This is a genomic window from Halalkalicoccus sp. NIPERK01 (assembly GCF_030287405.1).
Classification (GTDB): domain Archaea; phylum Halobacteriota; class Halobacteria; order Halobacteriales; family Halalkalicoccaceae; genus Halalkalicoccus.
Genome location: NZ_JASVVV010000005.1, coordinates 48,134 through 67,905 on the forward strand (window position 1 = coordinate 48,134; position 19,772 = coordinate 67,905).

21 protein-coding genes are annotated in these 19,772 nt (G+C 64.0%); 9 read left to right on the top strand and 12 right to left on the bottom strand.

Annotated features, from left to right (window positions below; genetic code table 11):
- Positions 1 to 3: 3 nt before the first annotated feature.
- The 9 genes from QRT08_RS14200 to cbiT are packed head-to-tail and all read right to left on the bottom strand — an operon-like array spanning position 4 to position 7,439.
- Positions 4 to 1,230, bottom strand: a complete 1,227-nt coding sequence (locus QRT08_RS14200; protein WP_286046623.1) for a CbiX/SirB N-terminal domain-containing protein — start codon at positions 1,228 to 1,230, stop codon at positions 4 to 6.
- On the bottom strand, positions 1,227 to 1,943 hold the full coding sequence (locus QRT08_RS14205; protein ID WP_286046624.1) for a cobalamin biosynthesis protein: 717 nt from the start codon (positions 1,941 to 1,943) through the stop codon (positions 1,227 to 1,229). Before QRT08_RS14205 ends, QRT08_RS14200 begins: the two co-directional genes overlap by 4 nt.
- A complete protein-coding gene (locus QRT08_RS14210; protein ID WP_286046625.1) occupies positions 1,936 to 2,196 on the bottom strand; it encodes a ferredoxin in 261 nt (86 codons plus the stop codon). Before QRT08_RS14210 ends, QRT08_RS14205 begins: the two co-directional genes overlap by 8 nt.
- Positions 2,186 to 3,247 (bottom strand): precorrin-3B C(17)-methyltransferase, encoded by a 1,062-nt coding sequence (gene cobJ / locus QRT08_RS14215; protein WP_286046626.1) that lies wholly within the window; start codon positions 3,245 to 3,247, stop codon positions 2,186 to 2,188. Before cobJ ends, QRT08_RS14210 begins: the two co-directional genes overlap by 11 nt.
- A 2-nt stretch (positions 3,248 to 3,249) precedes the next feature.
- A complete protein-coding gene (locus QRT08_RS14220; RefSeq protein ID WP_286046627.1) occupies positions 3,250 to 4,152 on the bottom strand; it encodes a precorrin-3B C(17)-methyltransferase in 903 nt (300 codons plus the stop codon).
- Between the two features lies 1 nt (position 4,153).
- Positions 4,154 to 5,146 carry a cobalt-precorrin 5A hydrolase gene (cbiG, locus tag QRT08_RS14225; RefSeq protein WP_286046628.1) on the bottom strand — a complete coding sequence of 331 codons (993 nt, stop codon included), beginning with the start codon at positions 5,144 to 5,146 and terminating at the stop codon, positions 4,154 to 4,156.
- A gap of 3 nt (positions 5,147 to 5,149) precedes the next feature.
- Positions 5,150 to 6,016 (bottom strand): cobalt-precorrin-4/precorrin-4 C(11)-methyltransferase, encoded by an 867-nt coding sequence (locus tag QRT08_RS14230; protein ID WP_286046629.1) that lies wholly within the window; start codon positions 6,014 to 6,016, stop codon positions 5,150 to 5,152.
- Complete coding sequence (locus QRT08_RS14235) at positions 6,013 to 6,873, bottom strand: cobalt-factor II C(20)-methyltransferase (RefSeq protein WP_286046630.1); 861 nt, start codon at positions 6,871 to 6,873, stop codon at positions 6,013 to 6,015. The genes QRT08_RS14230 and QRT08_RS14235 overlap by 4 nt, the downstream gene beginning before the upstream one ends.
- Positions 6,870 to 7,439 (bottom strand): precorrin-6Y C5,15-methyltransferase (decarboxylating) subunit CbiT, encoded by a 570-nt coding sequence (gene cbiT / locus QRT08_RS14240; protein WP_286046631.1) that lies wholly within the window; start codon positions 7,437 to 7,439, stop codon positions 6,870 to 6,872. The genes QRT08_RS14235 and cbiT overlap by 4 nt, the downstream gene beginning before the upstream one ends.
- Before the next feature lie 147 nt (positions 7,440 to 7,586).
- On the opposite strand from cbiT, the gene QRT08_RS14245 reads away from it, so the two are divergent.
- From QRT08_RS14245 to QRT08_RS18875, 4 genes are all read left to right on the top strand, one after another.
- Entirely contained in the window at positions 7,587 to 8,402 is an 816-nt protein-coding gene (locus QRT08_RS14245) for a DUF7839 domain-containing protein (RefSeq protein WP_286046632.1), read from the top strand.
- Positions 8,403 to 8,827: 425 nt separating this feature from the next.
- Positions 8,828 to 9,976 (top strand): multicopper oxidase domain-containing protein, encoded by a 1,149-nt coding sequence (locus tag QRT08_RS14250; protein ID WP_286046633.1) that lies wholly within the window; start codon positions 8,828 to 8,830, stop codon positions 9,974 to 9,976.
- A complete protein-coding gene (locus tag QRT08_RS14255; protein ID WP_286046634.1) occupies positions 9,973 to 10,971 on the top strand; it encodes a halocyanin domain-containing protein in 999 nt (332 codons plus the stop codon). The genes QRT08_RS14250 and QRT08_RS14255 overlap by 4 nt, the downstream gene beginning before the upstream one ends.
- Positions 10,972 to 11,208: 237 nt before the next feature.
- On the top strand, positions 11,209 to 11,958 hold the full coding sequence (locus QRT08_RS18875; RefSeq protein ID WP_286046635.1) for a RidA family protein: 750 nt from the start codon (positions 11,209 to 11,211) through the stop codon (positions 11,956 to 11,958).
- Between the two features lie 150 nt (positions 11,959 to 12,108).
- Here the strand turns inward: QRT08_RS18875 and QRT08_RS18880 are convergent, their stop codons facing one another.
- Positions 12,109 to 12,759 (bottom strand): helix-turn-helix domain-containing protein, encoded by a 651-nt coding sequence (locus QRT08_RS18880; protein ID WP_286046636.1) that lies wholly within the window; start codon positions 12,757 to 12,759, stop codon positions 12,109 to 12,111.
- 88 nt (positions 12,760 to 12,847) lie between these two features.
- Between QRT08_RS18880 and hutU the strand changes: the two genes are divergently transcribed.
- The 5 genes from hutU to QRT08_RS14290 all read left to right on the top strand — a co-directional run bounded on the left by hutU (position 12,848) and on the right by QRT08_RS14290 (position 18,190).
- Complete coding sequence (gene hutU, locus QRT08_RS14270; RefSeq protein WP_286046637.1) at positions 12,848 to 14,587, top strand: urocanate hydratase; 1,740 nt, start codon at positions 12,848 to 12,850, stop codon at positions 14,585 to 14,587.
- Positions 14,584 to 14,796: an arginase family protein gene (locus tag QRT08_RS14275; RefSeq protein WP_483299965.1), complete on the top strand. Its 213-nt coding sequence runs from the start codon at positions 14,584 to 14,586 to the stop codon at positions 14,794 to 14,796. Before hutU ends, QRT08_RS14275 begins: the two co-directional genes overlap by 4 nt.
- The gene (hutI, locus tag QRT08_RS14280) at positions 14,789 to 16,021 is read left to right on the top strand and encodes an imidazolonepropionase (RefSeq protein ID WP_286046639.1); all 1,233 of its coding nucleotides are present in this window, start codon (positions 14,789 to 14,791) and stop codon (positions 16,019 to 16,021) included. Before QRT08_RS14275 ends, hutI begins: the two co-directional genes overlap by 8 nt.
- Positions 16,018 to 17,646 (top strand): histidine ammonia-lyase, encoded by a 1,629-nt coding sequence (hutH, locus tag QRT08_RS14285; RefSeq protein WP_286046640.1) that lies wholly within the window; start codon positions 16,018 to 16,020, stop codon positions 17,644 to 17,646. Before hutI ends, hutH begins: the two co-directional genes overlap by 4 nt.
- A 112-nt stretch (positions 17,647 to 17,758) precedes the next feature.
- Entirely contained in the window at positions 17,759 to 18,190 is a 432-nt protein-coding gene (locus QRT08_RS14290) for a cupredoxin domain-containing protein (RefSeq protein ID WP_286046641.1), read from the top strand.
- Between the two features lie 439 nt (positions 18,191 to 18,629).
- Here the strand turns inward: QRT08_RS14290 and QRT08_RS14295 are convergent, their stop codons facing one another.
- Both QRT08_RS14295 and QRT08_RS14300 read right to left on the bottom strand, forming a co-directional pair.
- The gene (locus tag QRT08_RS14295; protein ID WP_286046642.1) at positions 18,630 to 19,112 is read right to left on the bottom strand and encodes a ferritin-like domain-containing protein; all 483 of its coding nucleotides are present in this window, start codon (positions 19,110 to 19,112) and stop codon (positions 18,630 to 18,632) included.
- Positions 19,113 to 19,117: 5 nt separating this feature from the next.
- Positions 19,118 to 19,687 carry a DUF8102 family protein gene (locus tag QRT08_RS14300; protein ID WP_286046643.1) on the bottom strand — a complete coding sequence of 190 codons (570 nt, stop codon included), beginning with the start codon at positions 19,685 to 19,687 and terminating at the stop codon, positions 19,118 to 19,120.
- Positions 19,688 to 19,772 lie beyond the last annotated feature (85 nt).

The following is a 19,772-nucleotide window of genomic DNA, read 5'->3' on the forward strand; positions in this document are numbered from 1 at the left end:
GTTTCACAACGTTTGGTCGACGAGGTCCGAGACGATGCGGTCCCGATCGAGGTGGGACGAGACGATTCGCTCCGCGTCGGTCCGGTCGACGCCGCCGTACCAGACGCCGTCCGGATAGACGGCGACCATGGGGCCGTCGCCACAGCGACCGAGACACGACGAGCGCGTGATGCGGGCGTCACAGGCGTCGGAGTCGCGCGCCTCCTGGCGCAACCGTTCCAGAACGGCCGGGGAGCCGTCGGCGGCGCAGGTCCGATTCGTACAGACCGCGACGTGTTTCGCCGGGGCGTCGTGCGCGTGAGGTCGGGCGTCCACGTCGTCGCGGTCCGCATGCGATTCCTGGTGTGTCAGCGCCCGCAGCATCGCCCTTGCGCCGCCGACGTCCTCCTCGTACCCGTCGAGTTCGACCTTGTACTTGCAGGCGTCACACGACATGTCCACACTATCCGTACGGGCCTCCTGCCAGCGGTCGCCGAGCACGTCCAGAATTCGGGTGTCGGTCCCGAGCGGATCGCCGGCCCCCGCATCGACGTACGGGTACTCGCCGTCGAACTCTGCGGCACCGTCGCGGATACGCCCGGTGAGCACGCCGTCGCCGAGCATGTACGGGAGCACGACGACGGCGTCCGGACGACGTTTCGCCACCGTATGAAGCGTCTCTCCGAGTCGCGGCTCGGTAACACCGATGAACGACGTTTCGACACGGTCGAAGGAGCGCCCCTCGTACAGCAACCGGGCGAGTTTGTGGGCGTCGCCGTTCGCGTCCGGGTCGCTGGAGCCACGGGCACAGAGGACGACCGCGACGTCGTCTCCCTCGCGATCGACGCCCAGCTCGGATTCGACCGAGGCGGCCCGGTCGTCGAGTAGATCGACGAGCGCGGGATGAACGCCGAGATGCGCGCCGTGGTGGATCGTGAGTTCGGGGTGTTCCGAGCGGGCGTTCCGGACCGTCAGCGGCACGTCGTTCTTGACGTGACTCGCCGCAAAGAGCGACAGCTGGACGACCGTGAGGCGCGAGACGCTCGACGCGAGCCCTGCGATGGCGTCGGGGATCGACGGCTCCGCGAGTTCGAGAAATCCCGCGTCGACCGGGACGCCGAGTCGTCCCTCCAGGTCGGCGGCGAGCGTACGGACCTGTTCGTTCGACTTCTCGCGGCGGGAGCCGTGTCCGACCAGCAGCGCGGCCTCGTCATCGAGTGCGACCGGGGTGGCTTTCGCGTTCGTGGTCATCGTGAGAGTTCGCCGACCTCGCCGTCAGTGGCGCGTTCGACGCTCCGCCGGAGTTTCTGCCGCCGCTCCGCCGAGTACAGCCCCGACCCGTCGCTGTCGGCGTACACCCATCGTGCAAACGCCGCCGTGTCCGCGCCCCCGGCCAGCCCGAACCAGTAGCCCCCCGAGGAGGTCTCGGAGAGGTCGTCGGTCGGAACGTGTGGCTCGGCGTCGTCGAGGAGCGACCGAACCGTCCGAAGCAGGGCCTCGTCGTCGTGGACGAACGAGACGCCGACCGACCCCGACGACTCACGGAAACAGACGGTGCCGCAGGCCTCGAGCAAGCCCCGAACGAGCTGTGGACGGTACTCCGAGAACGCGTCGAACCGATACCCGCCCGGCCGTCCGTCGATGGGAAGGCCGAGCGCAGCGCTCGCGCGGTCGGCCGGCGTCCCGAACACCTGCACCTCGTACTCGTCCTCGAACCGGACGATAGAGGCGTCGTGCGCCGACTCACGGGCGGCGATTCGGTGGTCGTGGTCGGTTCGGCCGGTGCCGGCGATCGCCGCCAGCGCGTCGGCCGCCCGCTCGTCTTCCGTCCGGACGGTCACACAGTCTCGCGTCAGTTCGCCGTCGCCGGCCACGCGCCCCCAGAAGTACGCCGTCGCTGGCGTCGCCGCGAGCAGATCCCCGACCGGCTCCGGCGCCGGGTCGTCGGGAGGCGCGTCACTCATCGTCCCCCTCCAAGACGTCGATCGCGTCGACCGGACAGGAACGGGCGGCCTGTTCGGCCGCCTCCAGCCGGTCGTCAGTGAACGTCACGAGTTGGTCTCCGTCCCCATTGTGATTCTGGTGGCTACCGTCGCGGCCCCCGTCGATGGTCGCCAACCCGTCCGAGGCCTCGACGAAGCGGTCGTCCCGGACGAGACAGGCGAAGACGCCATCGCAGGCGCTGCGGTCGAGCCGCACCCGATACTCAGTAGTCATACTTGGACTCGTAGCCCCGCGGCGTCACCATCCGGCCGTCCCAGACGTACGTCTCCTCGTTCCCGACGAGGATCGTCGTCGTCATGTCGACGAGGTCCGTCTCGCCGAGCCCCTCCAGTTCCCGGAGTTCGACGACCTCGACCCGTTCGTCGTCGCGCCCCGCCCCGTGGACGATGCCGACGGGCGTGTCTGAGGCGCGATGCTCCATGAGGATCTCACAGCACTTCCGGAAATTCTCCCGGCGCTTGCGGCTCCAGGGGTTGTAGATGGCGATGGTGAACCCCTCCTTGGCTGCCGCGTGGAGCCGTGACTCGATGGTCGGCATCGGCGTCAGGTGATCCGACAGCGAGATGCTGACCGTGTCGTTTACGAGCGGCGCACCCAATCGCGCGCCACAGGACTGGGCGGCGGGGACGCCGGGGACGACCTCGAAGTCGACCATTCTCGCGGTCGCGCCCTTCGACTCGAGGATCTCCAGTGCCAGACCGGCCAGCGCGTAGACGTTCGGATCGCCGCTTCCGATGATGGCGACGTCGTTGCCAGCGAGCGCGCGGTCGATCGCCTCCTCCGTGCGGGACACCTCGCCACACATCGGCGTGTCGTACAGTTCCTCGGCCGACTCCGTGACCTCCTCGGGCAGGAGGTCGACGTACGTGGTGTACCCGACGATGTGCTCCGACTCCAGCAGCGCCCCGCGAGCGCGTTGGGTCATCCCCTCGGGCTGTCCGGGACCGAGACCAATGGCGATGAGTCGCCCGGGGTCCGCCTCGAAATCGTCGACGGTCGACCCGACCTTCTCGTCGGTCGCCGATTTCTTCGAACTGCCGCATCCGGAACTGGACGACGGAGTGGACCCGCCGCACGTCGACGCACTCTCGTCGGCATCCGTCGGCGTTCCGGCGGTCCTCGTGACGTCGCCGTCGGCCTCGGCCTCCGAGCTTGAAGCCCCGCATTTCGAACCGGATTCGGTCTCAGCCTCGTTCGAAGCGTTACTCGCGCCACAGCCGGTTTCGGTGTCTGTACTCGTCTCGGTGGTGTCGTCGGTGCTCATTGTCAGAAATCCTTTACGTCACGCCCGCCGCGCGGGGTGACGAGGTGTTCGCCGTAGTCGTTCTCCCAGACCGTCGTCTCGTGGTTGCCGATCAGGATGGACGTGCCCATCCCGCCGACCTCGTCGTCGTGGTCGTTCGCTTCACCCAGGGTGGTGATCGTGTGTGTCTCGTCGTCCAGATTTCGACCTGCATCGCCGCGGCCGGCGTCGTTGAAGATGCCGACCGGCACGTCGTCGGCGCGCTCCTCGCGAACCACGTCGATGGCGCGCTGATAGTCCCGCCAGCAGTTGTAGAGGACGACCACGAACCCGCTGATGGCCGCGGCGCGCAGCTTCTCCTCGATCTCGTCCCACCCGCGCCACTTATCGGACAGCGACACGGTACAGAAGTCGTTCGACAGCGGCGCGCCGAGGTTCGCCGCGCCGCCGAGCGCCGCGGTTACGCCGGGGACGACCTCGATGGGGACGTCGTACGCCTCCTCGGCCTCGGCCATCGTGAACAGGAGGTCGCTCTTGCCGTAGACGTTCGGGTCGCCGCCCGAGACGTGGGCGACGTCCTCGCCGGCCCGGACACGCCCGAAGGCCTCACGGGCCAGTTCGACCTGTCGACCCATCGTCGAGCGGACGAGCGTCTGGCGGGTACCCTCCGGCCGTTCGAGGACGGTTCCGGCCTCGTCGCCCGCCGTCGTGCCGCCGTCGGCGGCCGCCTCCACTTCGGCGTTTTCCGGGGGAAGCGTCCCGTCGCGCCGGAGGAACTCCTGGTAGAGGTTCGACGCAATGACGCAGTCGGCGGTGGCGATGACGTCCTTGGCCCGCTGGGTCATCGCGTGGGGCAGTCCGGGACCGATGCCGACGACGTAGAGTGTTCCCATCGCGTCGTCGACGGAGGGTTCGGGGTCATCCATGTTACCGCCCCACCGCCACGGTCACGGCGTCGTCGAACCGCTCTTTCTCCTGGGTGAGTTCGTGTTCGCGGCCGCCGGCAATGGCCGACGCCTCGGCGATACCCGGCCAGCCGATGAGTTCCTTCGATCGCGAGGGCGAGGGCCCCTCGAACCCCTCTAGGGTTTCCTTCTCGAAGAGGACGATCCCTACACCGATCTCCTGGGCTGCCTCGTAGAGTCCCTCCTCGTCCTCCTTTCGGGTGCCGGTGGCGACGAAGTCGACGTCCGAGAACTCCAACCCGAGGTCCGAGAGGGCGGCCTCCCAGGCGGCGAGTACCTGCGCTTTCTTCACCCCCGAGACGGTGCCGGTCCCGAGGACGACGCCGTCCTCGGCGTTGCGCTCGAGGACGGTCACGTCGTCGTCGACGAGGACCGCTCGGGGGCCGTCGAGACGGGCCACCGGGCCGAGTTCATCGTTCAAAACGGCGAGGTTCGTCGCGACCGTCGAATCGCCGTTGACGACGTGGGTGTCCAGTGCCTTCGCCTTGCTCTCGACGCCCTGCTTGCCCGCGGCCTCGCTCGCGGTCGTCATCGCGGGGACCGCGCCCAGTTGTGAGAGGTCGTGGGCGACCTGATTCGCACCGTGGTGGCCACCCGTGATCGGAATCGCCCACGTCAGTTCCTCGTCGACGACGACGATGGCGGGGTCGTCCCACTTGTCGTCGAGGAGCGGCGCGGTCTTGCGCATCGCGATTCCCGACGCCATCAGGCCGACGAAGCAGTCGTACTCGCCCCAGTGCTCTTCGAACACGTCGCCGTGGTACTCGATGACATCCACTCGCTCGTAGCCGTCGCCGATCCCCGCCTCGATCTCGTGGGCGGTGTCGAGTTTCCGCTCGAAGCTGATGATCGCGATCTCCTCGGCCACCTCGCCATCGGAGTCCGGTGTGGAGCAGTGGCCGCTCGATTCGTCCGCGTCTGCATCCGTGTCGTTCGCGTTGGTGTCGGTACTCATGGGTTAGTCGTCCGCCTCGCTCTCGGGGGAACTGCGGTTCGCCCAGTCTCCGTACAGGTAGGAGCGTTCGTATCCCGCTTTTCGCGCCGCATCGCCGATGACGACGAGCGCCGAGGCACGGTAGCCGGCGGCCTCGAGGCGCTCGCCGATCGTTTCGATGGTCCCCTCGACGACGTCCTCGTCCGGCCACGACGCGTGATAGACGACGGTGACCGGCGTCTCCGGGTCGTGGCCGTCCTCGAGGAGGCGGTCCATCGTCTCGCCGACCGCGTGGGTTCCGAGGTAGATGCAGGTCGTCACGTCGCCCATCCCGACGAACTCGCCGATGTGGTCGTCCTCCGGGGCGAGCGTCTTCCCCCGGGGACGGGTGAACGCGACGTGGTTGGCCACGCCGTTCAGCGTGAGCTGGGTCCGGAGCGTGGCGCTGGCTGCGAACGCCGAGGTCACGCCCGGGACGATGTAGGTCGGAACCCCCTCGTGTTCGAGCGCGTCCATCTGCTCGACGGCCGCGCCGTAGATCGCCGGATCACCGCTGTGGAGACGGACGACCGTCCGCCCCGCTTCGTAGGCGTCCCGCATCAGCGGCACCAACTCCTCCAAGTCCTTGCCGATGCTCGACACCTGCTCGGCGTCCGCACAGTATTCGTCGAGGAGTTCGCTGTTGACCAGCGATCCGGCGTGAACGACGAGGTCCGCCGCCTCGACCAGCTCCCTCCCGGTGACGGTGAGGAGCCCGGGGTCGCCGGGGCCGGCGCCGATGAACGGGATACCCTCCTGCTTCTCGCCGGCAGTTCGTTCTCCGATCCGGGGGTCTCGCTCCGTCGCCCGGGTGGCCGCCTCCGCGTCGATGGCCTCCTGTGGATCGGTCATCGCGGCGGACCCTCCGGAGCCTCGTCGCCGCAGGCCTCACCTTCGGCACGCTCCACCGCCACGGTGTCACTCGGCGGTCCATCCTCGTCCTCGACCCAGGGTGCGGCGGTGGACTGGGCCCTGCCATCGCCCTTCGCACTCGCTTCGGGACCGGAACCGTTCTCCGATTCAGCCTCTTCGAAGGCTGCAGTCGCCGGCTCCGAATCGAGGTCACGCTTCTCCGCGTAGGCCAGCGTGTAGTAGTCGCGTTCGGTCAGGGGTTCGGGATCGTCCGTCACGACCGTCTCGCCCTGCTCCATGTACAGTCGCCGACCGTACACCACGTCATAGCCCGCCTCGACGAGCCCTTCGTGGGTCGTCGGGACGTCGGTCACCTTGAACAGGACCATCCGATCCGGTCCGGTGGGGGCTGCACCGCGAGCGGCCTCGTGAAGCGCGATGCTCGCCCCGGCAGAGATCTCGACGCCGAGGGCCGTGGTGAAGGCGGTCACGGCGCTCACGCCGGGAACGACCTGGACGTCGACATCGGCGTGAAACGCGGCGAGCGTTCGCCGCAGGTGCCCGAACGTCGAATAGACGTTCGGATCGCCGAGCGTGACGAACGCCGCTGTTCCGTCACGAGCACGTGGTGCGATCTCTTCGGCGGCGTCTCGCCACGCTCGCCGGAGTTCGTTCTCGTCGCGGGTCATCGGGAAGTCGACGTCACCGATCCGATCCGCGGGGACGTGCTCGGTCGCCACCGACCGGGAGAGGCGTCCCGGCGAGTAGACGACGTCCGCCGCCTCGAGGACGCGACGGCCGCGTACGGTCACGAGATCGGCGTCACCGGGACCGAGTCCGATACCGTAGAGGGTCATCGCCGCCCCCCGTCCGTCGCGACCTCGCCGGTCCCGCCCACCAGCATATAGACCGGGTTGTCCGAATCGAAACTCGTCGCGCCGGCGAGTTCGTAGCCGTGGCTCACCTGGACCTGGACGACCTCGTCGAGGAGGTCCCGTTCGCGGAACGCCTCGGTGGCGGCCCCGGCGACTTCGAGCCGCGAGACGTTCATGATCACCCGTCCGATCCCGGTTTCGACGGCGTGGTCGAGGACCGCCTCGTAGTTCCGACTGCCACCGAGGAACAGGACGTCTGCGTCCTCCGGAAGCCCCTCCGGCGCCTCGGCTTCGCGGAGGTTCACCTCCCCGGTCACGTCGTTCGCGGCGAGGTTCTTTCTGGTGGTGTCGATCCGTTCCGGTTTTCGTTCGAGCGCGGTGACCCGACCGGCGCGGCGCGCCGCCTCGATCGTGACGGCGCCGGTACACGAACCGACCTCCGCGAAGTGGTCGGTCGGCCTGAGGCCGAGTTTGCCGAGGAGGACGGCCCTGACCTCCGGTTTCGTCGGGCCGGCCTTCGCATCATGGGGGAGCGATACGCGTGCCATCGCCGAACACAACTACCGTAGAGCGTAAAACAATTTTGGTTGTTTTAGAGAAAATTAGATTGAGTAATCGGTCGAGAATCGTGCTCGTACCCAATCTCAGCAGATTTAAGGCAAAGTTACTTTAGTTCTCAGTTCAGAGAACGGATGATGGCGAAGGACGTGGACGATGCGGAGGAATTCGGCGTGCTCCAGAGCAAACGGAATGCCACTCGGTATCAGATCTTGGTCCAGATCGCGGAACGCCAACCTGCAGTAAATCAACGGGAGATAGCCGACGCGATTGATATAACCGCCCAGGCCGTGAGCGATTACCTTCGAGACCTCGTCGAACACGAATACGTCACCAAGCACGGTCGTGGCCGATACGAAGTAACCAAGGAGGGTGTCGACTGGCTGATTTCGCAGACGGACGAGTTGCGCCACTTCGTCCGACACGTTTCCGAAGACGTCATCGGACAGGTCGAGATCGAGACTGCGATCGCCACGACGGAACTCAGCGAAGGGGAGACCGTTTCACTGACGATGCAGGACGGTGTCCTCCGCGCTATGTCCGGCGGAACTGGGAGCGCAACTGCAGTTGCAGTAACGAACGCAAAGGCGGGCCAGGACGTTGGAATCACGAATTTCGAAGGGGTCGTCGATTACGAGCTGGGATTTGTGACGATCGTTTCGATTCCAGGGGTCCAAAACGGCGGAAGTTCAGCCATCGACCCGGATAGAATCTCCGAGCTGGCCGAAAACCATGACGTGATAGCCGTCGGTGGGGTCGAAGCTATCGTCGCCGCGCAGGCGGCCGACCTCGAACCAAGCATTCGTTTCGGAAGTGCTACCGGCGTTCGAGAAGCAGCCGCGAAAGGGCTCGATATACTACTGCTATCTTCGGCCGATCTGCTTTCGACACACACCAACAAACTACGGGACCAGAACCTCAGCTATGAAGTCGTAGATGTTGCACAGACGTAGCGTCTCTGGCTACTTACGGAGCTATCTCGAACATGGTGCTCGACAGTGAAACCATCGCGAAGGTGCCTTACCGCCGTCAAAGGAATGAAATGACCGAGAAGAAACTCGTGGTCACTAATCCCGAGATTACTAACCGTTGTCATGATCGTCGTGATCGGGCGAACGAGCACCCCCTCGCAGGGAGCGTGGTGTCCTGATATCCGGACGATACGAAGGAGAAGAATTCACGACACCTACCCCACGCACGACGTCCCAGTGACTGCTCCGATCAACCTCCTCCTGCTAGCCACCTTGAGACGGAATCTGAGTCACCCGAACCGCCCATTCCACTACTCCGACCACTGGTACCGTCCATAGGGTCTAATTCTCGAAATGCGGGAATCAGTTTCTCCCGTTATTACCCTTGCTCTCGAAGGACAACCTGTATGAGTGATAGAATCGGTGCGCCCGGAACCGGAATCTCCCGTCGGAAATTTCTCGCAGCGACGGGCAGCACTGGCCTTCTCGCCACCGCTGGCTGTACTACGACATCGCAACCAACGGCTCGCCCGGTCTCGGTTTCGGAAGCGTCGAACGTGATGCTCCCCGACCTCCCCGAGACCGGTCGACCGGAGGTCGTGAATCTCGACGAACGTGACCACGAGGTGACGATCAAATCCGTGATGGCCCGCCACCACCTCCATCCTGGCGAAACGATGAACGGGCCAATCACGCTTCCCGTCGTCTGGGCGTTCCAGGCCGACGACGGCGTCCCGAGCGTTCCGGGCCCGGTCCTCCGGTGCACCGAGGGAGCCGAACTGAAGATCACCCTCGACAACTCCGAGATGCAGGTCCCGCACACGCTCCACTTCCACGGCGTACGCAAGTCCTGGGAAAACGACGGCGTGCCGACGACCACGGGGGTCACGGTGATGCCCGGCGAGACGCACACGTACACCATCCCCGCGAACGTTCCCGGTACCCACCTCTACCACTGCCACTACCAGACGCCGATGCACATGGAGATGGGCATGTACGGCATCCTCCGTGTCGACCCGGAAGGGTACGAAGAGGCCGACAAGGAGTATTTCATGACGGTAAAGGAGTGGGACACCCGCCTCTCGCGCCAGCACGGCGGTCAGGACGTCCAGTACTCCCTCGGCTCGAGACACGCCGACGCGTTCACCATCAACGGCAAGTCCGCGCCAGCGACGTTGCATCCCGAGACGGGATCGCCACTCGTCGTCGACCCTGGCGACACGGTGCGCGTTCACTGGGTGAACGCGGGGTTCATGAGTCACCCGCTGCACATCCACAACCACCGGTTCAAGATCGTCGAGAAGGACGGGAGTCCGATGCCCGAGCCACTCCAGTTCCTGCAGGACGTCGTGAACGTAGCCCCGGCGGAGCGGTACACCGTCGAGTTCGAAGCCGACGCCGATCCCGGTATCTACCTCGTCCACTGCCACAAGGTCGACCACGTCCGCAACGGCGACAGTTACCCGGGCGGGATGATGACGGCGCTCGTCTACACGGACGCGATGGACACGGACGTCTTCCGGAGCGTGATGCAGTATGCGGGGTACGAAGCATGAGCGCAAGAGACCAGGACGTGGATCTGAGCCGGCGGCGCTTCCTCGCGACGACGGCTGGCGTCACTGCTGGGACAGCGCTCGGCGTCAGCCAGCTCGCTCGATCCGCTGTCGCGAGTTCCGAGAGCGACCTCTCGACGTGGTTCGCGAACACCGACAACGCGACAGAAATCGTCGACTGGCGAGGACAATCACGCGTCGAGGTGACCGTCGGCGCGACGGGTAACGGCGGCGCGCTCGCGTTCGAGCCCGCTGCGATACGCGTCGATCCCGGAACGACCGTCGTCTGGACGTGGAGCGGACAGGGTGGAGTCCACAACGTCGTTGCGAAGGACGGCTCATTCGAATCGGAGTACTACGCCGAGGCCGCCGAGTCGTTCGAGTTCGCGCCCGACGCGGAGGGCGTCATCCGGTACGCCTGCGCACCCCACGAGTCGACGGGAATGAAAGGTGTGCTCGTCGTCGGTGACGTTGAAGCATCCCTCAGCACTGCCGCCGGTGCGAAATCGCCGGGCGAGTCAACTCCTGTCGAGACGTTCGATGGTTGGTTGGCCGGCACGGACAACTACGACGGCGTCGTCGACCTGCGAGGGGAGTCGGAGGTGACAGTGAAGGTCGGTGCCGACGGCAACGGCGGTGCATTCGCCTTCGAGCCTGCGGCGATCCATATCGACCCAGACACGACCGTCGTCTGGGAGTGGGTGGGGGACAAGGAGTACGATGTGACGGACACGGATCTGGGCTACCACAGCGATCTGATCTCCGGGCCTGGCCACAGGTTTGCCATGGAATTCGACGGCGACGGACTCAGCACGTACGAGTGCACGACCTACGGCGAACAAGGAATGCGCGGGGTCGTTCTCGTCGGAGAGGGCCCTGTCTCCGTGTTATCGACGCTGGGACTTGCTATCATCGGTGGTGGTGGGGCACTGATTGCTCTCCCGCCGCTCTACGGCCTCCGTCTACACATTCAAGATACGACTCAGTACGCCCGCTGAGTGGAGTCGCCGTCCAGTGTCCTGTTGTTGAACCGGACTTCAACCGAGGAGATGACATAGGGCACAGCGTCTCGGATGGATATGGACTCCTCCGCCGGATCTCTGGAATGGGGAATCCGTCCGGGTGTGCCGTAGACTCCTGATAACTCATTTTCACGTCAGACACAGTTCTCTCGACGTGAGGATTGAGACGCCCGATTATAGCCGTTTGAGTGCTGTCCCATCATAGAGACTGCCGTGTCATCGATCCTCTTTTTCTACGGAACCAGCGAAGGACGGACCGCCAAAATCGCCGACCGTACCGTCGGCGCCGAGGAGGTGGACCGGGTTGGGATGGCTGTGCGACCGCGACGCGCGTCCTCGCGGAAACGACCGCTCAACTCGCCACGTCGTCCATGGTGTAAATCCCCGCTCATAGCGGGATTTCGAGTCAGGTACGGACGGAATCAGCGAATCGTCGCCGGCGTAGCATCCCGAGGATGTAATGAACCGGGCACCATCCGGAGCGGGGCTACTTTTGCTGTTGACGGTGTCTCTTCCCCTATGGAACGACTCGCGATCAATCCGCCGGAGCTCAAGGACGCACGAGAGATCGGATACAATCACGCGATCATTGCGGGCGGCACCTTCTACATGGCCGGCCAGGTCGCGATGGACGCCGATTCGAATATCGTCGGTGACGATATCGAGGCGCAGGCACGCAAAGCCTACGAAAACGTCGGGACGCTGCTCGAGACGATCGGCAAATCGTACGACGACATCGTGAAGGTCACCACACACATCATCGAACCGCACGAGCGCTACTACGACGGGTACAAGGAGGTGTACCTCGAGACGTTCGACGAGCCGTATCCGTGCCACACGGTACTCGGCGCGCATCAACTCGCCCACGAAGACTACCTTCTGGAGATCGAAATCGAAGTGCCCCTTACCGACGAGGATATTGCCTCACTCGAGCCGGACGGCGACGCGATTCGAGAGATCTGACGGGGCCTCGAGAGGCGAGGGAAGTCCGGACTCCGCGTCGGAAGTGACCGTCGAGCCGCAGAGGGCAGTTCGACGGCAACGATTCGCTCGTGTTGTTCGATCGTCGACGCGACGAACATACCGTTCCGGATCGAGAGGTGGCGCAGACCGTCAGTAGAGATACGAAACGAGCGACGTGATGATCTTGCGCTCGGCCCGGCGAAGGTGATCCTCCGCCGTGCGTCGACTCACTCCTAGTTCGTCGGCGAGCGTTTCGGTCGTCGTTTCCCTGGGCAGTTCGTAGTAGCCGTTCTCGACGGCGAGCACCATCGTCTCTCGTTGTCGAGCCGTGAGTTCCGGGAGCACCTGATCGAGGGTCAACAGGGGCGACGACCGGGTCGGTGCGTCGATTTCGCGTTTACTCCGGACGTCGATGGTGAACCCATCGTCGACTAATTCGGCGTAGAGATTCGACAGACTCTCCGACTCGATCGCGAGGATTCGGCAGTGTTTCGCCCCGTTTTCGTACCGCAGCGGGGGCAAAAGCAGACTGTTGTGCGACTCGAGGTAGCGTTCGATGTACGTCGTTTCGTGGCGTTTCAGACACGAACTCGTGATAACGACGGCTTCCCCGTCCCCGCGAACCAGTTCGTCGATTCCGATATCCGTCACCACCTGCGAGATGACCGGCTCGATCGTCGACCCGGTGACGTACAGGAGATCGGCGTGCTCGTTACACCAGAGTTCGATCCGACAGTCGGTGCCGTCGGTCGGTTTGGTGTACGCGCTCGAGTCCGAAATCGCGATGGTAGCTTCGTACACGCGGTATCACTACACAGCCCGTTGGGTTATAAATCAGTTTCCGAACGGAACAACCTCGATATTGGTGCTGGGGGTTGTTGGCACGCGCATGGGAAGTGACCAACAACCAGTCCTCGGACGAGGCGAACCGAGCGAACAGTGGCGCGAGTACCGCGGCGCACCGACGGGTACCGACCTCGAGTGCGAAGGGTGGCGACAGGAGGCCGCACTTCGACTGCTCAACAACAATCTCGATCCGGAGGTCGCCGAAGATCCGGAGAACCTCGTCGTGTACGGCGGCACGGGTCGCGCCGCTCGATCGTGGGACGCGTACGACGCGATCCTATCGGAGCTTCGAACGCTCGAGGACGACGAGACGCTGTTGGTCCAGTCCGGAAAGCCGGTCGGTCGATTCGCCACGCACGAGCGTGCGCCGCGCGTGTTGATCGCGAACTCCAACCTCGTCGGCAAGTGGGACAACTGGGAGCACTTCCACGAACTCGAGGCCGAAGGCAAGATCATGTACGGCCAGATGACCGCCGGCTCGTGGGCGTACATCGGCACCCAGGGGATCGTTCAGGGAACGTTCGAGACGCTCGCGGAACTGGCTCGCCAGCACTTCGAGGGCGACCTTGCCGGCAAGGTCGTCGTCACGGCGGGACTCGGCGGGATGGGCGGCGCCCAGCCGCTCGCGGTCACGATGAACGAGGGCGTCTGCATCGCCGCCGAGGTCGACGAAGCACGTATCGATCGGCGCATCGAGACGGGCTACTGCATGGAGAAAACCGATCGCGTCGACGACGCGATCGAACGCGCTACGGAGGCGGCACAAGCGGGGGAACCCTACAGCGTCGGCGTTCACATGAACGCGGCGGACCTGCTCGAGACGTTGCTCGACCGCGGGTTCGTCCCTGACGTCGTCACTGACCAGACGAGCGCCCACGACGCGCTCGAGGGATACTACCCGTCCGGCTACTCCGTGGCCGAAGCCGACGAACTCCGCGCGGAGGACCCCGAGCAGTATCGGACGGAGAGTCTCGACACGATGGAGCGACACATCGATGCGATTCTCGAGTTGCAGGATCGCGGTGCGATCGCGTTCGAGTACGGGAACAACATCCGCGGACAGGTCGAGGAACACCGTGGGCGGTCCGACGCGTTCGAGTTCCCGGGATTCGTCCCGGCGTACATCCGCCCGCAGTTCTGTCGCGGCAAGGGACCGTTCCGTTGGGTCGCGCTGTCCGGCGATCCCGACGACATCCATCGGACCGACGAGGCCGTACTCGAACTGTTTCCCGAGAAGGACCATCTCCGGCGCTGGATCGACCTCGCACAGGAGCGGATCCAGTTCCAGGGGCTTCCGAGCCGGGTGTGCTGGCTCGGCTACAACACGGAGGGCGAAGGCGACGACGAACTCACGGAACGTGCCCGATTCGCGCTTCGGATCAACGAGTTGGTCGCCTCGGGCGAGATCGCCGCGCCCATCGTCGTGACTCGGGACCACCTCGACGCCGGCAGCGTCGCCAGCCCGAACCGCGAAACCGAGGCGATGCGGGACGGAACCGACGCGGTCGCCGACTGGCCGATCCTCAACGCGCTACTGAACTGCGCGGCGGGCGCCGACATCGTCAGCGTCCACGACGGCGGCGGCGTCGGCATCGGGAACGCGCTCCACTCGAACAATCACGTCGTCCTCGATGGGAGCGAACTCGCCGCCGAGAAGGCAAAGAGAGTGTTCACGACGGACCCGGGGATGGGCGTGATCCGCCATGCCGACGCGGGCTACGAGGACGCCCTCGACGAAGCCGATCGATCTGACGTGCCCGTGCCAATGTGGGACCGGCGATGAGCCCGCGTGCGGGTGTAATCGCACCCATTCCCGCCGGTGTCCCGACGCGTGAACCGGTTCAGATGCTTCGGGCGGTCGCAACTGACGACCAGGTGGCGGGCTTCGAGGCCGTCGAGCGTGCGCCGCTACTCGACACCGATGGACGAACTGCCGCGGGCACACGGACGATCACCCACTCAGTAGTAACAACGGAGATCCATCATGACTGAACTCACGACTATCGTCCACGACGCGAGCGAGATCGTCGTCGGACCGGGAACGGACGCACCGCTCGAACGGTACGAAAACGCCGCCATCGCCGTCACCGACGGCCGCGTGGCCGCGGTCGGCCCGACTGGAGAGATCACCGACGAGTATCCGGTGGAGAACGCCACGCACGCAATCGACGCGAACGGACGGAGCGTGATCCCCGGATTCGTCGATTCCCATACCCACGCTCTGTTCGCGGGCGACCGCTCGGACGAGTTCGCGGCGAAACTCGGTGGCGAACGGTATCAGGAGATCCTGGCCGAGGGCGGCGGCATTCTCCGGACCGTGCGCGCCGTCCGCGAGGCGAGCGACGACGAACTCCTCGCGAACGTCCTCTCCCACCTCGACACGATGCTCGCCCACGGCACCACGACCGTCGAGATCAAATCCGGGTACGGTCTCGATACCGAGACCGAGCTGCGGATGCTCGACGTGATCCGTCGAGCCGGCGAATCCCATCCCGTGGACGTGGTGCCGACGTTTATGGGTGCCCACGCCGTGCCCGAGGAAACAGACGCCGACGCGTACACCGACCGGGTGATCGACGAGCAGCTCCCCGCGGTCGCCGATCAAGGGGTCGCCGAGTTCTGTGACGTCTTCTGCGAGGAGGACGTCTTTTCGGTCGAGCAGTCCCGACGGGTGCTCGAAGCCGGATTAGAACACGGGCTCACTCCGAAAGTCCACGCCGAGGAGTTCGTCCGGCTCGGCGGCGCACAGCTCGCAGCCGAGGTGGGTGCGACGAGCGCCGACCACCTCCTCCACGCGAACGAGGACGACCGCGCGGCGCTCGCCGAGGCGGGCGTCACGCCGGTGCTCCTCCCCGGGACGGCCCTCTCGCTCGGGGCTGACTATGCGGATGCGCGGGCCTTCCTCGACGACGGCGGGTGGGTCGCCGTCGCCACCGATTTCAACCCGAACTGTTACTCACAAAGCATGGGCTTCGCCATCGCGCTCGCCTGCGTCGGGATGAAGATGACGCCCGCCGAGGCGCTGATCGCCGGCACGCACGGCGGCGCACGCGCTCTCGATCGTACGGACAAGGCGGGTACGCTCCGTGAGGGGATGCCCGCCGACGTGGCGATCGTTGACGCGCCATCGCACGTCCACGTTCCCTACAACTTCGGCGTGAACACCGTCGAGACGGTGCTCAAGGGCGGCGAACCCGTCCAGAGAGGGCAGCGATGAGCGAGAGCGAACCGGTCGTACTCGACGGCGCGTCGCTCACTCCCGAAGACGTGGCCGCGGTCGCCCGCGACGGTCGCCCGGTGGCGATCAGCGATTCCGCGCGCGAGGCCGTCAGGGAGTCCAGGGAACGCGTCGAGGAGGTCCTCGACGGCGACGAAGCGGTCTACGGGCTGAACACCGGTTTCGGCCAGCTCGTGACCGAACGGATCCCCGCACGCGATCGTGAGCGGCTCCAGACCAACCTCGTCCGGAGCCACGCCTCGGGTGTGGGCCGCGAACTCGAACGCGAAGAAGTGCGCGCGATGATGCTCACACGGATCAACGCGCTCGTGAAGGGGTATTCGGGCATCCGCGAGGTCGTCGTCGACCACCTCGTGACGATGCTCAATCGGGAGGTCCACCCGGTCGTCAAATCCCGCGGCAGCCTCGGCGCGAGCGGCGATCTCGCGCCGCTGGCCCACCAGGCGCTCGTGCTGCTGGGTGAGGGTGAGGCCCGCGTGTCGCCACGCGACACGGAACGGTCGAGCGGGCGAAGCCCGCGAGACGAGGACGGCGAACGGCTCGACGGAGAGGCCGCACTCGCGAAGGCGGGTCTCGAGCCACTCTCGCTCGCCGCGAAGGAGGGGCTGGCGCTCATCAACGGAACGCAACTCTCCGTCGGACTGGGAGCACTCTGCGTCGTCGATGCCGAACGCGCGCTCAGGGGCGCCGACATCGCCGGCGCACTCACGACCGAGGTCCTGATGGGCACCACCGCCGCCTGTGACCCGGCGATCCAGGACGTGCGCCCGCATTCGGGACAGGCCACGAGTGCGCGCAACGTTCGAAACCTCACTGCCGGGTCTGAAATCGTCGAGTCCCACCGCAACTGCGATCGCGTTCAGGACGCCTACTCGATCCGCTGTCTTCCGCAAGTCCACGGCGCGGCACGTGATGCAGTTTCTCATCTCCGTGAGGCAGTCGAGATCGAACTCAACAGCGCAACCGACAATCCTCTCATCTTCGCGGGCGACTCCGTCGACGACCGCGCGAGCGGCACCGAGAACGTGGGCGTGCTCTCGGGCGGGAACTTCCACGGGGCGCCGCTCGCGCTCCGGCTCGATTATGCCACGAACGCACTCGCAGACCTCGCCGCCATCGCCGAGCGCCGCGTCGATCGGCTGCTCAACCCGAACCTCCAGGAGGACCATCTCCCACCGTTTCTCACCCCCGACAGCGGCGTCTGCTCGGGCTACATGATCGCCCAGTACAGTGCTGCCGCGCTCGTCAACGAGAATCGATCGCTCGGTGCGCCATCGATCGACAACACGCCCGTGAGCGGCGGACAGGAGGATCACGTGAGCATGAGCGCCCAGAGCGCACTCAACGCCCGTACTGCCGTCGAGAACGCGCTGACGGTGGTTGGTATCGAACTACTGTGTGGCGCACAGGCGATGGAGTTCGTCGACGACGGACTCGCACCCGGCAGCGGTACCGGCGTGGCCTACGATACGATTCGAGATGTGATACCACCACTCGACGACGATCGACCACTCCACGCCGAAATCGAGATCGCAGCAGAGTTGATAGCCACAGGAACGCTCGAAGCCCGGGTTGAGAGGGGAGCTAATGAACCAATCGTCTAAAAGTGGCAAATCGATCCACCGACGGAGTTCTGGCAGGCTTGAGTGGCTGGACAGCCGACGCGATCAAACAACCGTTGAATGGTTGTCCAATAGGGAGGCGCACTCCTTTACGATGGCAACGCCGCATCACAACATCAACGCTATTCACACGGCGTTTGGCTACCAGCAGCGAGTACCGGAGGACGTACCGCCGTTCTCATCTCCGGTATTAGCAGGCGGAACGTACTGGCTCTACACGTTCGAGGAGGAGGGCGTTTACGATTACGTTTGCTCGCCGCACGAAGCCTTCGGGATGGCAGGTCGAATCGTCGCTGGTTCAGCTACGGGACCTGGTGCGGAGCCGATCGATATGGAGAGCGAAGACGAGCAAGCCCGGCCACCAACGCTCACTGCGGCACTTGTGCTTAGCGACGAAGCGTTGGATCCCGAGCGGATCGTCGAAGAGGGCTCAGTATCGTGGGACGGCGTGGCTGACGAGAGCAAGCAGCTCCTCATCGAGATTCGCGGCGGCGAGGAGCCTGTATCGCATAACTCTCACGAATGAACGTATCATCGGTAACGAGATAGCGTTGTAGATTCTCCTCCACGTCCATAATCTGCGCCACTGTCTCAGTAATTGCCTCGCACATAGATAGTGATACGGCCGAAATCGTGGACCAACCCGGTTGATACCTTCCATTCGATGTGTTTGCCGTCGAGACCGAGCGCCTTGGGAACCGTGGTTTGATATCGTCCGTTTTGGTTGACTGTGATTCGAGTGGTTTGAGGCACCTACTGCAACACCGTTAGTAGGAACGGTATTTGGAACAGTGTTAGTGAGTGTTTCCGGGTACCCCGGTTTCTGAAACACCCTCGGCATACGATATACCCACCTGATAGTCGATCCCACAATCATGGGTCGGTCTCAGAGTGAACAGGTCCGTCACTCATACCGATTGAACGCTAAATTCGATGTAGAACTCTTGTTCCCGCCGAATCTAGATCTAACTAACGTGTTGGTATTCAAGGAACTCTTGCATACGTTCGAGAGCGGTCTGCGCCTCCGATCGGTTCTCTTCCAAGTTCATCGTCGTGGATTCCGGAAAACCGAGTTCGTTTGCCAAGAGAATCAGCCGGTCAAGGAGAGTAATTTCGAGCCGCTCGTTGATCATCCCGATATTGATTACGTCAAGATCTCGGAGATCATCATCCTCTACCTCAACCACGAACTGGTCTTTCTCGGCGATCAAGCCTTCCATAATTGGACTCCCCTGTTCACGGGGTTCCATATCGAGAACTGCGAAAATCTCTTCGATGCGGTCGATCTGATCGACCGTGTCGCCTTCATGGCCGGCGAAAATCGTTCGTACCTCGTCGCTCGCTGCTGCGTCCGCGAGATCACCATGCAGATCCAGAATTTCGATCTCGGCGTGATAGAGTTTCTGTAGCTCTCGGTCGAATAACTCGCGTTTCGATGTGATCGACATCGTTGTTACACCTCCTCGGGCTGCTCATCCAGTAGTTGCTCGCGAAGGCAATCCTGTACGACACCACTATCGAAGGCCCCGCATTCCATGAGCAAATAGAGTCCTCCCGGGGAGATGGTCTCACCTGATTCGAGATTGGCGAGAAGTTCGGGAACACCCACATCAGTCGCGTCGATATCCAAGGATACCGACTCGACGAGCAGCCCGTCATGATGCCCGGCTCGACAGAGCGCTGTCGTAAACATCCGCACGGGAATCATACTGTCCGTCGAAGTTGCTTCTCGCATCAGCGAGACGATACCGATGGTTCGGAGGAGGAAGGCGAGTCCGTCTCGAACACCAGCCTGGAGGTCTTCATCCCCGTTCCGCCATTGCTGTCCATCATCGGTTACCTCCCCGAATATTTCTCGCCGTTCATCTTCATCGAGTTCTTCTAGAAGGATGGAAAAATCCAACATCGAATTATAGATCCGCTCACGAATGTCCTTTCGCCGCTGATATCGTTGTTGTTTGGCATGTTGCCCATCGTATACCTTCTCTCCGGTCAACCACCGACGATCTTCAGTCGTCAGCATCGCGTTTTTTCGACCAGTCATATACACCTCGATGGATGGCCGAGTGGTAAAAACAGGTCGGAAGTATATCGGAAAAGGTACACGG

Excerpts from the sequence above, each read along its gene's own strand:
- QRT08_RS14200 (WP_286046623.1), bottom strand. The coding sequence starts at position 1,230 with ATGACCACGAACGCGAAAGCCACCCCGGTCGCACTCGATGACGAGGCC.
- QRT08_RS14205 (WP_286046624.1), bottom strand. The coding sequence starts at position 1,943 with ATGAGTGACGCGCCTCCCGACGACCCGGCGCCGGAGCCGGTCGGGGAT.
- QRT08_RS14210 (WP_286046625.1), bottom strand. The coding sequence starts at position 2,196 with ATGACTACTGAGTATCGGGTGCGGCTCGACCGCAGCGCCTGCGATGGC.
- cobJ (WP_286046626.1), bottom strand. The coding sequence starts at position 3,247 with ATGAGCACCGACGACACCACCGAGACGAGTACAGACACCGAAACCGGC.
- QRT08_RS14220 (WP_286046627.1), bottom strand. The coding sequence starts at position 4,152 with ATGGATGACCCCGAACCCTCCGTCGACGACGCGATGGGAACACTCTAC.
- cbiG (WP_286046628.1), bottom strand. The coding sequence starts at position 5,146 with ATGAGTACCGACACCAACGCGAACGACACGGATGCAGACGCGGACGAA.
- QRT08_RS14230 (WP_286046629.1), bottom strand. The coding sequence starts at position 6,016 with ATGACCGATCCACAGGAGGCCATCGACGCGGAGGCGGCCACCCGGGCG.
- QRT08_RS14235 (WP_286046630.1), bottom strand. The coding sequence starts at position 6,873 with ATGACCCTCTACGGTATCGGACTCGGTCCCGGTGACGCCGATCTCGTG.
- cbiT (WP_286046631.1), bottom strand. The coding sequence starts at position 7,439 with ATGGCACGCGTATCGCTCCCCCATGATGCGAAGGCCGGCCCGACGAAA.
- QRT08_RS14245 (WP_286046632.1), top strand. The coding sequence starts at position 7,587 with ATGGCGAAGGACGTGGACGATGCGGAGGAATTCGGCGTGCTCCAGAGC.
- QRT08_RS14250 (WP_286046633.1), top strand. The coding sequence starts at position 8,828 with ATGAGTGATAGAATCGGTGCGCCCGGAACCGGAATCTCCCGTCGGAAA.
- QRT08_RS14255 (WP_286046634.1), top strand. The coding sequence starts at position 9,973 with ATGAGCGCAAGAGACCAGGACGTGGATCTGAGCCGGCGGCGCTTCCTC.
- hutU (WP_286046637.1), top strand. The coding sequence starts at position 12,848 with ATGGGAAGTGACCAACAACCAGTCCTCGGACGAGGCGAACCGAGCGAA.
- QRT08_RS14275 (WP_483299965.1), top strand. The coding sequence starts at position 14,584 with ATGAGCCCGCGTGCGGGTGTAATCGCACCCATTCCCGCCGGTGTCCCG.
- hutI (WP_286046639.1), top strand. The coding sequence starts at position 14,789 with ATGACTGAACTCACGACTATCGTCCACGACGCGAGCGAGATCGTCGTC.
- hutH (WP_286046640.1), top strand. The coding sequence starts at position 16,018 with ATGAGCGAGAGCGAACCGGTCGTACTCGACGGCGCGTCGCTCACTCCC.
- QRT08_RS14290 (WP_286046641.1), top strand. The coding sequence starts at position 17,759 with ATGGCAACGCCGCATCACAACATCAACGCTATTCACACGGCGTTTGGC.
- QRT08_RS14295 (WP_286046642.1), bottom strand. The coding sequence starts at position 19,112 with ATGTCGATCACATCGAAACGCGAGTTATTCGACCGAGAGCTACAGAAA.
- QRT08_RS14300 (WP_286046643.1), bottom strand. The coding sequence starts at position 19,687 with ATGCTGACGACTGAAGATCGTCGGTGGTTGACCGGAGAGAAGGTATAC.